General features: G+C 34.9%; 10 protein-coding genes. 5 read left to right on the top strand and 5 right to left on the bottom strand.

The annotated features are described in order from the left end of the window. Positions 1–134: 134 nt before the first annotated feature. The 5 genes from C3L50_RS05580 to C3L50_RS05560 form a co-directional block, all read right to left on the bottom strand. Positions 135–1,661, bottom strand: coding sequence for an SGNH/GDSL hydrolase family protein (locus C3L50_RS05580; RefSeq protein ID WP_103805181.1), 1,527 nt, complete (start codon positions 1,659–1,661; stop codon positions 135–137). A 36-nt stretch (positions 1,662–1,697) separates the two neighbouring features. After that, positions 1,698–4,568 carry a TonB-dependent receptor domain-containing protein gene (locus C3L50_RS05575; protein WP_103805180.1) on the bottom strand — a complete coding sequence of 957 codons (2,871 nt, stop codon included), beginning with the start codon at positions 4,566–4,568 and terminating at the stop codon, positions 1,698–1,700. A gap of 269 nt (positions 4,569–4,837) precedes the next feature. Then, positions 4,838–6,685 (bottom strand): glutamine--fructose-6-phosphate transaminase (isomerizing), encoded by a 1,848-nt coding sequence (gene glmS / locus C3L50_RS05570; RefSeq protein WP_103805179.1) that lies wholly within the window; start codon positions 6,683–6,685, stop codon positions 4,838–4,840. A gap of 9 nt (positions 6,686–6,694) precedes the next feature. After that, a complete protein-coding gene (locus tag C3L50_RS05565) occupies positions 6,695–8,464 on the bottom strand; it encodes a DUF4270 domain-containing protein (protein WP_103805178.1) in 1,770 nt (589 codons plus the stop codon). Positions 8,465–8,484: 20 nt separating this feature from the next. Beyond that, a complete protein-coding gene (locus tag C3L50_RS05560; protein ID WP_103805177.1) occupies positions 8,485–9,291 on the bottom strand; it encodes a glycogen/starch synthase in 807 nt (268 codons plus the stop codon). A 78-nt stretch (positions 9,292–9,369) separates the two neighbouring features. Between C3L50_RS05560 and panC the strand changes: the two genes are divergently transcribed. The 5 genes from panC to C3L50_RS05535 all read left to right on the top strand — a co-directional run bounded on the left by panC (position 9,370) and on the right by C3L50_RS05535 (position 15,281). Beyond that, the gene (panC, locus tag C3L50_RS05555) at positions 9,370–10,248 is read left to right on the top strand and encodes a pantoate--beta-alanine ligase (RefSeq protein WP_103805176.1); all 879 of its coding nucleotides are present in this window, start codon (positions 9,370–9,372) and stop codon (positions 10,246–10,248) included. A gap of 14 nt (positions 10,249–10,262) precedes the next feature. Continuing rightward, entirely contained in the window at positions 10,263–10,613 is a 351-nt protein-coding gene (gene panD, locus C3L50_RS05550) for an aspartate 1-decarboxylase (protein WP_103805175.1), read from the top strand. A 172-nt stretch (positions 10,614–10,785) separates the two neighbouring features. Next, positions 10,786–11,934 carry an alpha/beta hydrolase gene (locus C3L50_RS05545; protein ID WP_103805174.1) on the top strand — a complete coding sequence of 383 codons (1,149 nt, stop codon included), beginning with the start codon at positions 10,786–10,788 and terminating at the stop codon, positions 11,932–11,934. 2 nt (positions 11,935–11,936) lie between these two features. Beyond that, a complete protein-coding gene (gene radA / locus C3L50_RS05540; protein ID WP_103805173.1) occupies positions 11,937–13,298 on the top strand; it encodes a DNA repair protein RadA in 1,362 nt (453 codons plus the stop codon). Positions 13,299–13,319: 21 nt separating this feature from the next. After that, positions 13,320–15,281: a transglycosylase domain-containing protein gene (locus C3L50_RS05535; RefSeq protein WP_103805172.1), complete on the top strand. Its 1,962-nt coding sequence runs from the start codon at positions 13,320–13,322 to the stop codon at positions 15,279–15,281. Positions 15,282–15,324 lie beyond the last annotated feature (43 nt).

Raw genomic sequence — 15,324 nt, 5'->3', positions numbered from 1 at the left:
AATACTTTTTTTATAAAAAAACAGAGCTTGTTTTAAGTTCTTCTCAAAGAATAGAAATAAACCCTTAAAAAAGACTAAAAACCAAAAAACCACCACATTAGATGTGATGGTTTTTTAATTTATTTTTTTAATTTTTAAAGAGACTTTGGAAATAAAATTCTATAATCTGCTAAACTTATCCCTTTTAAATTTGAACCGTATGTTAGATTTATAGCTTCGATAAATTTATTTGCGATTAAAGCATATCCTCTTGGTGACGGATGAACACCGTCTGTCGAAAATCCTCCCCCTGTTATAAAAGCACTAGTAACCGTAAATCCATTTGCCGAAACACCTCCGTTTGCAATTTGGGTCATCAAAGCGTTTGTATCAACAAATGCAAGCCCTTTAGCCGTTGCAACAGCTTTAATTTTAGCATTGTATGCATCAGTAGCTGTTTTTACTAATGCCACTTCGCTATAAGTTAATGTAGCTTTGTCCTCCATTGGATAAGTTACTCCTATCGTATTGTTATTTGCAGGATACCCTGGTTTAGTTGTACCAATTGTTGCGCCAGAGGTTAACAATATATAGTCTCTAGTTGCAGAAGCATTACTAGCATGACGCGCTTTTCCATACAAAGCGCCTAAAAAAGAAGCTGTTGATAGTGGATAATTGAATGGTGCTCCTTGAAATGCAGCTGTAAACAATGCCGTTGCGTCGTAAGTCAACATTTCGTCTGCTATTAAAAGTGGGTTTGTTGAACTGGCCGTTAGGGTTTGAAAACGAGCCGCTTGTCCAACAGAAGCCAACATACTATTCATAGCTCCGAAAAATGGATTTAGAGATCCAACTTGTGTAGCGTTTAATGGCACTGGATTTGTCGCGATGTAGGTAAAAAAAGGAACTGTATTTACATAAGGAATATTGGCAATAACTCCTTTTGCACCAGATGCAGTTAGTGTATTTACTAATACATCATATGTAGCATCAAAACCAACTCCTGCAGCACCAGCAGAGGGAGTTATAGGATTTGAATCATCACCTCCTGAAGTTGCATAGCCCAAAACATCGTTATTTCCAATCCAAAGCGAAAAGAATGTAGGTGTTTGAGAAGCTGCATAGGCTAAAACCGATGTGGTAGCATTTGGAGCAAAACGAACATAATAAGGATTTGCAGTTCCTAAAGATATCCCAGCTAAACTACCGTAACTTGGTGATAATAAATGAAAACTTTTAGCACCTGGAACACCACAATTATTATAAGGTCCTCCAGAAACTATTGAAGTCATAATCTCTGTTGATGGAGTTCCAGAAACTGGAGTTGGTGCTCCACCGCCTGTTGAAGCCAATCTTGGCCCAGCATACGGCACTCCATTGATTTTGAATCCTCCAATATTGTCGGCCATAAAAGGGATTTTAAATTCTCCGCCACCAACTGTTGCAAATTGTTGTGCTAATATATAAGTGTAAGAGGATTTTTGCCCATCAATAAACAACGCATTGTCAGAATATCCTGCGGTTAATGAATTTCCCAAAGAAACAAATTTCGAAAAATTTGCATTCCCTGCTGTTGGGGCTAATCCATCGGATGTATTATAAACTACAGTTTCAACATCATTATCATTACATGCCATAAAGGTTGCAGCAACCAATAAAAGCCATTTGAAATTTTTTATCATAATCTTATTATTTATATATGTTGTTGAATGATTGAATTACGGATTAATAGTCCAAGAAATAAAATATTGTTGCCCTATTGCTCCAGCACCTAACACTTGAGTATATTCTTTACTTCCAATATTCGTGGCACCTAATTTTAATAAAGATTTCAGTTTTGGCAAACCGTAATTAATTTGAGCATCAACAACTGTAGCTGACTCTATCATACCATCTGCAAAAGTAGATTCCCATAGATATTCACTATTCCATCTTATACTTGCGTTAAATCCAAAGTTTTCGAATAGTTTTTCATTTCCAATGGAGGCTTTAACTCTGTGTTTTGGAGTGTTGAAACCCGCTTCAAAACCTGGATCTTTGGCTTGATCAAAATCAAATTGTGAATAATTGTAATTCATTCCAAAATCATAATAACCAAACATTCTTTTAGAAAGTCCGATTCCAAAACCTAATGATTGTATCTTTAAAGCAGTGTTGGTGTATAATTGATAAGCTCTATAATTTCCGTTACCAAGAGCGTGTAAAGTTTGTACCGCTGGATTTGTTACATAAGTTGGAGCACCTTGAGCAAAATCGAAAGTTTCACTTGCTGTTCCATATAATGGAGCAACAACTGTTAGGTTTCCAATAAAATTGTTATAGGTATTATAGTATCCATTTACATCAATATTCACCTCTTTGTATTGTGAACGATAGCCTAGTTCGATAGCCTGAACTTCTTCTGGTTTAACAAAATTTACATTTGTTTTTTTTAATAATGCGGCTGCTCCGGGTGTATTTCCTGGATTGGCGGCTGCAAAGGCTGCAAAAGCATCAACCGAAGATTTTGTATAGGAATTTAGATAGGCATTTTCACCTGTCATTACTACAGATGAACCACCTGCATAAACTTGTCCAATGGCTGGCGAACCATTTGCAACAGGTCTTGATTCTGAATATCGCAATAAATTATCAGGAGCAGATCCAACTAACACAGCGTTTCCAACATTGAACCCAATATATTGGTCTTGTGTACTTGGGTTTCTAAAACCAGTTTGATAGGAAGCTCTAAAATTGTGCTGTTTTCTTTCACCTGCAGAATAAACTAATGATACTCTTGGCGAATAACTTCCGTCAAAATTTTTGGACTTATCATAGCGAAGCGATCCAGTAAACTTAAATCTATCTTCCAAGAATTTTTTCTGTAACTGTGCGTAAACACCATATTCGTTGTAATAAATTGGCCCATTCGCATCGGTATAAATCCTTCCGTGTGAATTCAATTGATATTGTCTGTAAGAACCCCCTACTTGAATTTCGCCAAATTTAATGAGGTCTTTAAAATTATAATTAGCATCCGAATGATAAATTCTAGAATTGTCAACTAATTTAGATCCTGTCAACACATCAGGATCATTAATAACCTGATTAAATGCGTTTTGAAATTCAGGAGTTCCAGGCATAAATCTTCCCGTATCGGCAACACCTCTAGATATAATATGAGCATTTTCTGGAGTTTGTCCTGCTAATGTAGCTTGAACAAAAGCCCCTGCATATTGACCAAACCAAGTTTTATCATCTTTCCATTTTCTATTTATATTCAATCCTGTAAAAAGCATGTCGTATGATTTTCCGCCATCTTCTGTAGTGGTATATCCTCTAACAAAAAAGTTTTTCCCTTTAACTTCAACTTTATGTTGCGACATATAAAAATTATTCAAATAATAGCGATTGGCTCCTTGATAAACTGCATTTCCAAAACCAAATTTACTTTGCCAAATGACTTCCAATCTTTCGTCTCCAAGAGGTCTTAAATGAAAAGAGAAATCTATTTTAGTGTTGGCAGCCTTGTTATCGGTTAAATCTACTTCATTATAACCTGTTCTACTGACATTATAATTAGGCAATAAATTTACTGCCGAACCTGGTATCAACCCCAAATCTGCTAGTGATTGTCCAACAGCTTTTATATTTGTAGAAGCTTCATCACCATAAACATTCATACCATCATAATTCACATCACTTCTGGTTATTCCTTGCCCTTGACGATTTTTATCATCATAGTTTACTGCAAACCAATCGGTTCCTTTCATAAAAGTCATATTTACTTTTGCGGCAAAATACTTATTGAAGGCATGCGCCATTCTTATTCCAAAATCATGATAGTCATTAGTACCTGCTGCTTTTTGGCTTGTAGCTCCATATTTTAAATACGTCGAAATACCTTGATAAGTAAAAGGACTTTTGCTATTCATAAACATTATTCCATTAAAAGCATTTGCACCATACAATGCCGAAGATGCTCCAGGCAATAACTCTACATTTTGAACATCGATATCTGAAATTCCAATCATATTACCCAACACAAAGTTCAATAACGGTGAGGAATTATCCATTCCATCAACTAATTGCATAAAACGAGTATTTGCAACAGTTGCAAAACCTCTTGTATTGATTGATTTGAAAGTCAAACTACTAGTATTCATTTGAACTTCTTTCAGGTTTTCTAATCCTTCATAAAAAGTTGGGGAAGCCGTTTTTTTGATTTCCTTAATTCCCATTCTTTCAATAGTTATTGGAGATTCTAAAACTCTTTCAGGAGTTCTTGATGCAGCAACTACAACTTCATCTAAAGTTGTTTCTGAATCGGCCAGTTTTATTGTGACATTTTGATTGTTTGATGTAATGGTTACTTTTTTAGTTTGATGTCCCAAACTTGTAATTTCTAATGTAAAAGGCAGTTTTAATGAAGACGTTAAAGTAAATTTTCCATCAGCATCCGAGACAGTTCCTGCCTTGTCTCCAACTACTTTTATATTGACACCAGGAATAGGTTGATTATTAGTTTCTGTAACAGAACCTGTTATTGTGTTTTGAGCAAAAGAGATGCCGCAAAAAAACAACGACAAAACAAGTAAATAGTTTCTCATTTGATTGAATTTTGTTAGTTAATGCAGCCAAAGTACAAATATTTTTCATATTATTAAAAAAACGTTAAAATAATTTAATAATATATAATTACACTATAAATAACTATATCAAAAATCATTAAATTAATTTAGGGTATTTAGTTAAAATGATGTGATTTGTTATGCAAGCATACAATAATAATGTTTTGAAAATAGATATTTCTCAAAAAAATGCATAAAAAAAGCGAGGTGAAAAACCTCGCTTTTAATGATAATATATACTATATTACTTACTCAACAGTCACTGACTTTGCAAGATTTCGGGGCTGATCTACATTACAACCTCTCAAAACAGCAATATGATAAGACAATAATTGTAAAGGAATAGTGGTAATTAATGGCGATAAAGCATCGGAAGTCTCAGGAATCTCTATGATATGATCTGCCAATCCTCTCACTTGAGTATCGCCTTTTGTAACTACCGCTATAATGATACCACTTCTAGATTTAATTTCCTGAATATTACTAACAATTTTGTCGTAATGTCCTTGCTTAGGAGCAATAACAATTACTGGCATACGTTCATCTATCAAGGCAATTGGACCGTGTTTCATTTCCGCTGCAGGATACCCTTCGGCATGAATATAGGAGATTTCTTTGAGTTTTAGTGCGCCTTCTAATGCAACAGGAAAATTATAACCTCTTCCTAAATACAAACAATTATGAGAATTTTTGAAAATTGTAGCAATTTCTTTGGCCTTATCGTTAGTCTCTAAGGCTTCTTTTACTTTTTCAGGAATAATTTCTAATTCTTGCAAGTATCTATGAAAATCGGTTTTAGACAATGTTCCTTTAGCTTTGGCTAAACGCAAGGCCATCATTATTAAAACGGTAATTTGAGTAGTGAATGCTTTGGTAGATGCAACTCCAATTTCTGGACCAGCATGGGTATGTGAACCAGCATGGGTTTCTCTAGAAATAGATGAACCAACCACATTACAAACACCATAAACAAAGGCACCTTTCTCTTTGGCCAATTTTATTGCTGCCATTGTATCGGCAGTTTCTCCAGATTGAGAAATAGCAATAACAACGTCTTTACTATTTATAATTGGATTTCTATATCTAAACTCTGATGCGTATTCAACCTCAACAGGAATTCTTGTAAACTCCTCTAAAATATATTCTGCAACAAGACCTGCATGCCAAGAAGTTCCACAAGCTACAATAATGATTCGCTCTGCGTTAAGAAATTTTTCTAAATTATCTTCAACACCCGACATTTGAATAATCCCTTCGTTTGCATGAAGTCTTCCACGATACGTATCGGTTATTACATCAGGTTGTTCGAATATTTCTTTTAGCATAAAGTGGTCGTAACCGCCTTTTTCTATTTGTTCCAAATTCATTTGAAGCTCTTGAATATAAGGATCAACTAAAGAATCGTCTTTAATTTTTCTTATTTTCATAGGCTTATGCAATCTGATATTAGCCATTTCTCCGTCTTCTAAATATACTGCATTAGAAGTATATTCGATAAATGGTGAGGCATCAGATGCTATAAAATATTCTCCTTCGCCAATTCCTATTGCTAACGGACTTCCCAAACGGGCAACAACAATTTCGTCAGGGTTTTTTTTGTCAAAAACAGCTATTGCATAGGCACCAAACACTTGATTTAAGGCTACTTGAACTGCTTTTCCTAATTTTAAATTCTCCTTTTTTTGAACTTCTTCTATAAGATTCACCAGCACTTCAGTATCAGTATCTGAGTGAAAAACATAGCCTCTTTTTATTAATTCTACTTTTAAAGGAGCATAGTTTTCGATAATTCCATTGTGAATAATCACTAAATCTCCCGAGTTCGAAACGTGAGGATGGGAATTCACATCATTTGGCACACCGTGAGTTGCCCAACGAGTGTGTCCTATGCCTATTGTTCCGTTAGTTGAAATTTCTTTTAAGGCTTTCGCTTCTAGGTCAACAACTTTTCCTTTTGTTTTAGAAAGCTTTATATCATTTCCATCATACAGCATTACGCCTGCACTATCATATCCTCTGTATTCCAGTCTTTTTAATCCTTTTATTACAATAGGATAAGCTTCTCTATAGCCAATGTATCCAACAATTCCACACATAGATTAGGTTTAATTAGTTTTTGTATAATAAATCTCTAGTTTTATTTTTTTGTTCTCGGGCAAATTAGTTGAAGTAGCACCCGTTCCATAAAGTATAGTTCCCAATGGATTCATTACGCTAGCTTTTGGTGCTTGAGTAAACAGTCCACTTGATGTTTTCAATTTATAAAAATCTGCAACATTGATATCTTCAGTAACAACTACAGCCAACTTGACATTTTTTGCATCGGAGTTTATTATTAAATTCCTAATATGATTGGTAAGATTAATTTTATATGAAGCCCCTCTTTTAGTTGTTGCATCATTTGTTAAAAATCCGCCAAACGCATATTTTGAGGTATTTTTATCGTTTGTTGCTGCTGCTAAATAATAATCTAAAACAGTAGTATCATTAGTATAATCATACAAATAAATTCTATTGGGTTCATAGCTTTTTTTAAATTCTGTGTTGTCTGCATCAACATTCAAAACCAAATTAGCTTGATTAATTAACCATCTCCTTTTAATGGAGTGATAAATTTGACCTTGAGTATCATCAATTAATGGATATCTAATGTCTTCTAATTCATCTGAAACTCCATTTGAACCGTTTTTCTTGGTATAAATTAAATAATAACCAGATTTTGGATCTCCATTAGATTGAAGAGGAATAACATTCCCATTTTCGTCGATTGGTTCTTTGTTTGAATTTTTAAGAACTTCATAACTATAATTATCTGCTGGATTAAAAAGGTTCAGTACTGCTAACGAACCTTCGCCTCCTTTTAAATACAATCTTTCGTCACCAGCACTTTGGTTTGGATTGCTTGTGGCTGTATTATAATTGGCATTTGTATTGGTTTGTTCCAGTAGATTTGCTGTGCTACCTGACATATTAATGACTAAAGTTTTTTCAACTTTTGTTTTATCAGTCGTAGAAGTATCTTCTTTATATTTAATAGTGATTGTCCCTTTTGCAAAATTGATATTGGCCAGAGCGCCTTTATCTGCACCTGATTGTTCTACTTTAAAATACAAGCCTCTAAAATAATTGATAAAAACATCGTTGGTAGTCAAACTTCCTGCTGGAGCATTGAGTATTTTATTTTTAAAAAACTCAACATTCAAATTCAAACGCATACTAGGAGCGGTTCGGGTAGTCACCGCGGCAGTTTTACCATCGGCTGAGGCTGGAGTAACAAATCTATTCTCTCTAGGGTTAAAGAAAAACTCGTCGTTTTGTTCCTTTTTTGAAGCATGATCATTCAAGCGTGTTCCAACTTTATAACTATCAAATTCTGAATCTTGATTGGTATAAAAAATCTGATCTACTCCGTTTTGTTTTCCCATATAACGATTCGATTCATATACACTCAATTTTATTTTGGCCTTTGGCTCTCCATAAATAGAGTCTAATTCATACTCACTATTACCTGTTGTTGCATTAGTCGATTTTAATGTACTAAAATAAGGGATGTCAACTACAACACTATCAATTACTGCATTAGGTCCAAAAGTTGGATTAACATTAGCTAATGCTAGTTGTGTAACAAAATTGGCAGTAGTTTTCCCAAATGCAGGATTATCATAAATTCCCAAAGCATTTATGGGAAGATTACTTGATTGAACAGGAGTGATTTTTTCGTTATAAGCTATTACACTTGTGTTATATTTAGCCAATTCGAAGTGATTTTCACCAATTAATGCATCACCTATTGCACTATACTCTTTGTCACACGAAACGAAAAGCAGGATACTAACAAGAAATAATAGAAACTTGAAAATGGAATTATTGTGCATGTTTACTTGAGAATGTTAATTTATAGAACAAAATTTTTATAGAAATTACAATACGTTTCAGCGAATTTATCTTTCGAGGCGAAAGGTAAAAAAGGTTTTCCTGAAGATTCTATAAATTTTGTTAAACTTGAAGACAAGTTGTCTGAAGCAATAATTACGGCATCCGAATGATTGATAGTAGCCTTCATAATATTTTCGTAATCTGGCGATTCAAGATCTGAAATAGATTCGTTTGGAACACCATCAAACTTAATTTTATTAATCATTTCTATATCTAATGTACCTTCAAAAGACTGACTGTAAACCGATGTTACGATTTTTGTTTCTGAAAATAAAGCTTCATTTTTATAAAAATGCTTCATATAAATAGGCAACATTCCAGCCATCCAACCATGAACATGAATAATATCTGGAACCCAATTTAATTTTTTCACAGTTTCGACAACTCCCTTGGCAAAGAAAATGGCTCGTTCATCATTATCAGGAAACATCAAGCCTTCTTCGTCCGTGAATGTCGCTTTTCGTTTAAAATATTCATCATTATCAATAAAATAAACCTGAATTCTTTCTTTTGGAATCGAAGCCACCTTTATAATCAAGGGCATATCCAAGTCATTTACAACTAAATTCATACCTGAAAGGCGAATTACTTCGTGCAATTGATGTCTTCTTTCGTTTATATTTCCATATCTCGGCATGAAAATTCTGATTTGTCCGCCTTGATTATTAATCATTTTTGGGACTTCGTAAGACATTGAAGAAACCTCATTTTCAGCTAGATAAGGCACTACTTCAGATGATACATATAATATCCTCTTATCTTCCATATTGTAAATTACTTAATTTATTGGCAATAAAAACCATGCAAAATTACAAAAATTTATGCAGTTCTCGACTAAAATATTATGTTTGCAAATTATTTCAATAAAACACCTATGCATATTTTCTACGGAAAAGCTGCTTTAATAGACTTTTTAAAATCTATTAAAACAAATCAGTCCTCGATAGGCTTTGTACCCACAATGGGTGCTTTACACCAAGGTCATTTGTCATTGATGCAACAATCAATATCAAATAATGACATTACTGTGGTGAGTATTTTTGTGAATCCCACACAATTTAATAATCCCGATGACTTAGCAAAATATCCGAGAACATTAGAAGAAGACGTCAAAAAAATAGCTACTTTAAACCCCGAAATTATTGTTTTTGCCCCAACAACCGATGATATTTATGAAGGACAAACCATTTCTCAATCTTTCAATTTTGACGGTTTAGAAAATCAAATGGAAGGAAAATTCAGACCAGGTCATTTCAACGGTGTGGGCACCATTGTAAAACGTCTTTTTGAAATTGTCGAGCCCACAAACGCTTATTTTGGCGAAAAAGACTTTCAACAATTGCAAATTGTAAAAAAGATGGTTGCCAAAAACAAAATGAATGTTACTATTGTTGGTTGTCCAATATTTAGAGAACCAAACCAACTGGCAATGAGTTCTAGAAATGCTCTTTTAACTCCAAAAGAAAAACAAGAAGCTTCAATTATTTTTAAAACATTAATTGAATCTAAAGAAAAATTTCAAAAATATAACGCCAAAATCGCAACTGATTATGTTCAAAAATCATTCGGAAATAACCCTACTTTTACTTTAGAATATTTTCAAATTGCCGATGAAGCAACTCTTTTGCCTTGTTTAAGAAAAAATAAAAACAAGAATTACCGTGCTTTTATAGCCGTATTTGTTAATAATATCCGATTGATTGATACCATTTCATTAAATTAATTTACTTTTGCGACATGCAAATACAAGTAGTAAAATCAAAAATACACCGTGTAAAAGTCACTGGAGCCGATTTAAATTATATCGGCAGCATCACTATTGACGAAGCATTAATGGAGGCTTCAAACCTTATCGAAGGCGAAAAAGTATCCATTGTAAACATCAATAATGGCGAACGACTTGAAACTTATGCCATCAAAGGCGAGAAAAATTCGGGCGAAATAACTCTTAATGGTCCCGCTGCCAGAAAAGTACAAAAAGACGATATCATTATTATCATTTCCTATGCAACTTTAGATTTTGAAGAAGCCAAAACTTTCAAACCTTGGATTATTTTCCCCAATGAAAAGGACAATTCGTTGACATAAAAACCCTTTATCTATCCACCTGTTTTCAATCCTTTTCTTGCTTGAATATTTTGGATATATTCGCTTTTTAGATAGTTTACTTTTTAAAAAAGCAACTAAAAAAATAGTATATTGCTGCTCTTTTCGACCCCTAAAAATTCGAAAGAAATTAATTTCCTAAACCCCAGAAATTATGAAACAGTTACTACTATTTTTGTTTTTTTCAATCCCTGTTTTTTCGCAAAAAACGACCGAAACATTCGTTTCAACTCAATTAGGCGAAAGCAGACAAATCACTATTGGACTACCCGATTCCTACGAAAAAAACCCAAATAAAAAATATCCAATACTCGTTTTGCTTGACGGCGATTACTTGTTCGACCCGTTTTATGGCGCTTTAAATTATGGTGCCTATTGGGAAGATATGCCCGAAACTATCATCGTTGGAATTAACCAAAACACAAATGAAGAACGAATAGACGATAGTAATTATGATGATGGAAACGGCTTACCTTCTGGAAAAGGCGCAAATTTCTTCGCTTTTATTGGTGGTGAATTGCTTCCTTATATTGAAAAAAAATACCGTGTTGCTCCCTTTAGAATCATTGCCGGACACGACACAACAGCAGGTTATTTGAACTTTTTCCTTTTTAAAGATTATTCGGTATTTAATGCCTACATTTCATTAAGCCCAGAACTTGTACCTGAAATGGATACCCGAATTCCAGAACGATTTGCGGCATTAAAACAGCCTCTTTTCTACTATCAATCTACTGGCGACGGCGACATAAAAGACATTTTAGAATCGGTAAATAAACTCGATACAAATATCAAAACCGCCAACAATCCTTTGATTAATTACAAATATGACTCCTTCAAAGGTGCCTCTCATTACTCTTCGGTTTTGCATTCCATACCAAATGCTTTGTACCAAATTTTCGACTGTTACAAACCCATTTCTATGACCGAATTTTCAGGAAAAATTGTAATTCTTCCAAATGACCAAACCAAGTATTTAACTGACAAATATGACTTAATCACAAAAACATTAGGTCTTAAAATTCCTGTGCGACTATCCGATTTTAAAGCCATAGAAGCTGCAATTCTAAAGAACAAATCCTATTCTGAATTAGAAAAATTAGCTGAAATTGCAGGAAAAAATTACCCGAAATCAATGCTGTCCGATTATGAATTAGGATTAATGTATGAAAAAAATGGAGATGCAAAACGAGCAGCAAAAAGCTATCAAAAAGCTTCGCAATTAGAAGAAATTGGCGATTTAACAAAAGATATGATGATGGAAAAATTTGATGAAATGCAAAGTCTAACCACAAAAAAATAAGAATGTCTAAAGTAAAAACTTCTTTTTTTTGCCAGAATTGTGGCGCTCAATATTCGAAATGGCAAGGCCAATGCAATTCTTGTAAAGAATGGAACACGATAGCCGAGGAAATTATTCAAAAAGAGGAAAAAGTAGCTTGGAAAAGCGAATCGACTTCTAATTCCAAAGCACCAAAACCCTTGCGAATAAACGAAATTGATTCTGCCGAGGAAATCCGAATGAACACCACCGACGGCGAACTCAATCGTGTATTGGGTGGAGGAATTGTTCCAGGTTCATTAATCCTTTTGGGTGGCGAACCTGGCATCGGGAAAAGCACGCTTCTGCTCCAAATTTCTTTAAAATTACCTTATAAAACCTTATACGTTTCGGGCGAAGAAAGCCAAAAACAAATTAAAATGCGTGCCGAAAGAATCACGCCAAACGGAGACAATTGCTACATTCTAACCGAAACCAAAACCCAAAATATCTTCAAACAAATTGAAGCGATTGAACCCGAAATCGTGATTATCGATTCCATCCAGACCCTTCATACCGATTATATCGAATCGACTCCGGGAAGTATTTCGCAAATTCGAGAAACGACTGCCGAATTGATCAAATTTGCCAAAGAAACCAATATTCCAGTAATTTTAATTGGTCATATTACCAAAGACGGAACTATTGCTGGACCCAAAATTTTGGAACATATGGTCGATACGGTTTTGCAGTTTGAAGGCGACAGAAATCACGTATATCGCATTTTGCGTTCGCACAAAAACCGTTTTGGCTCTACCGCCGAAATCGGAATTTATGAAATGCTAGGCAGCGGTTTACGAGAAGTTTCGAACCCTTCCGAGATATTGATTTCGCACAAAGACGAAGAACTTTCGGGGACAGCAATAGCTACAACTCTCGAAGGAATGCGTCCGTTGATGATCGAGATTCAATCCTTGGTCAGCACGGCAGTTTATGGAACACCGCAACGCAGCACCACGGGTTACAACGCAAAAAGGTTGAATATGATTTTGGCCGTATTAGAAAAACGTGCTGGCTTTCGTTTGGGAGCCAAAGACGTTTTCCTGAATGTTACAGGCGGAATCTCGGTGGATGATCCTGCGATTGATTTGGCAGTTGTTGCCGCCATTTTATCCTCGAATGAAGATATTCCCGTAAACAAAGATTTTTGTTTTGCTGGCGAAGTGGGTCTGTCAGGTGAAATTCGTCCTGTAAACCGTGTCGATCAACGCATTCAAGAAGCCGAAAAACTAGGATTTTCGACCATTTTTGTATCCAAATACAATAAGATTGCCTTGAAAAATACAGGAATCCAAATCAGATTGGTGGCGAAGATTGAAGATGTGGCGAGTGAATTATTTGGGTAAAACAAGAAGTATTTTAAAATTATGAAAACGCGAAAACAAAAAATATTTCTAACTTTAAAAATAATAGCAGCAACTTTTGCCCTGCTTATTATTGCTCTTTTTGTTTTTCGTGATGCCTTATTAAAACAAACCATCGCCAAGGTTTCCTTTAAAATGGCAAGCGAATACGACAGTGATTTTTCTGTAAAAGAGGCTTCTTTTGTGGGACTATCGGGTTTGAGTTTTTCAGATATTGTTTTGGCTCCCAAAAATGCCGATACGCTTTTCAACATCCATAAAATGAAAACCAGTGTCAATTTATGGCGATTGTTGGTGGGCGATGTACAATTGGGAACCTTAGAAATCGAAAATGGTTATGTACAATTAGTCAAAAACAAAAAAGGACGCAATTTTGATGCTTTTCTGAAAAAAGATGAAACCGCTAGCAATACCAACGAAAAAAGAGATTACGCCAAATTAGGCTATCGCATCATTTCGAAAGTATTGAATCTGATTCCAACGGATATGAAAGTGGAAAATCTTTCGTTCAAATTGGATGACAACGGCAGAAAAACAACAATTAATTTTCAAAAACTGCGATTAGCAAACAAGCAATTGGAAACTTCTGTTCAAGTCGCAACCAAAGCTTTTATACAACAAATTCGAATTGCAGGTTTTGCCGATCCAAGAAATAAAACGGCCGATATTCGAATTGTTAATATCGATACGGGTGCTATCAAATTGCCTTACCTAGGCGAACGATTCGGATTGAAATCGAGTTTCGATTCCATTCGGTTGAACGTTCAAAACATAGACAAATCAGGTGGCGAATTGCATATTGACGGCTTTGCTTCTATTGCCAATTTGATGATTAACCACAAGAAAATTGCCAGCAAAGACGTGGTAATCAAAAACGCAAAATTCGATTATCGATTCTTGTTGGGTTCCGATTTTATTTCTATTGACAGTAGTTCTACAGTGCAATTCAACAAAATAAAATTCCATCCTTATTTGGCTTATGAAACTGAGGAAGACACGATTTACAAACTCAAAGTAGCCATTCCAAAAATGAAAGCGCAGGATTTTATTGTGTCGCTTCCCGATGGTTTGTTCACGCATTTTCAGGGAATGGAAGCCGAAGGCAATTTCGAGTACAATCTCGACTTTATGTTCAACAAAAACAAGCCAAATCGATTGGTTTTTGACAGTAAACTCAAGAAAGAAAACCTGAAAATCACCAAATATGGTGAAGCCAACCTGAACAAACTCAACGGCGAATTTGTGTATCGAGCCATCATTCAAAATGTATTGCAGCGACCCGTTTTGGTAGGAGTTGAAAATCCCAATTATACGCCTTTGGATCAAATATCGCCTTATTTGCAAAAATGCGTTTTAACTTCTGAAGACCCTTCTTTTTTCTCGCATCGTGGTTTTATCAACGAAGCCTTCAAACAATCGATTCTTAAAAATATTCGCACCAAGAAATTCTCTCGTGGGGCTAGTACCATCAGTATGCAATTAATCAAAAACGTATTTCTTACCCGCGAAAAAACCCTTTCTCGAAAACTAGAAGAAATCCTCTTGGTTTACATTCTTGAAAATAATAGAATCGCCAGCAAAGAAAGAATGCTAGAAGTCTATTTCAACATTATCGAATGGGGACCTGATGTCTATGGCATTGGCGAAGCAGCCCATTTTTATTTCCAAAAAACACCAGCCGATTTAACCCTAAAAGAATGTTTATTTCTAGCCACGATTGTTCCAAAACCAAAGAAATTTATGTGGCAATTTGACAACGAAGGCAACTTAAAATCTTTTGCTAACCAACAGCAAAAATTCCTAAGCAATTTGATGTTGCGAAGAGGAATTCTGACCGCCGAAGACACCATCGGACAATCTATCCCGTTGCAACTTACAGGAAATGCCCATTCGCTTTTGAATTTAAAAGTACAAGATTCTGTTCCAGCAGATTCTTTGGCGGTAGAGACACCTTTTGAATTTTGATTCTTTGCTTTTTTGGACACAGATGACACAGATTGAAACGGAT

The sequence above is a fragment of the Flavobacterium alvei genome (genome assembly GCF_002920895.1).
GTDB classification, from domain to species: domain Bacteria; phylum Bacteroidota; class Bacteroidia; order Flavobacteriales; family Flavobacteriaceae; genus Flavobacterium; species Flavobacterium alvei.
Note: the sequence above shows the minus strand (reverse complement) of the source record. Positions and strands in the feature narration are given on the sequence as shown.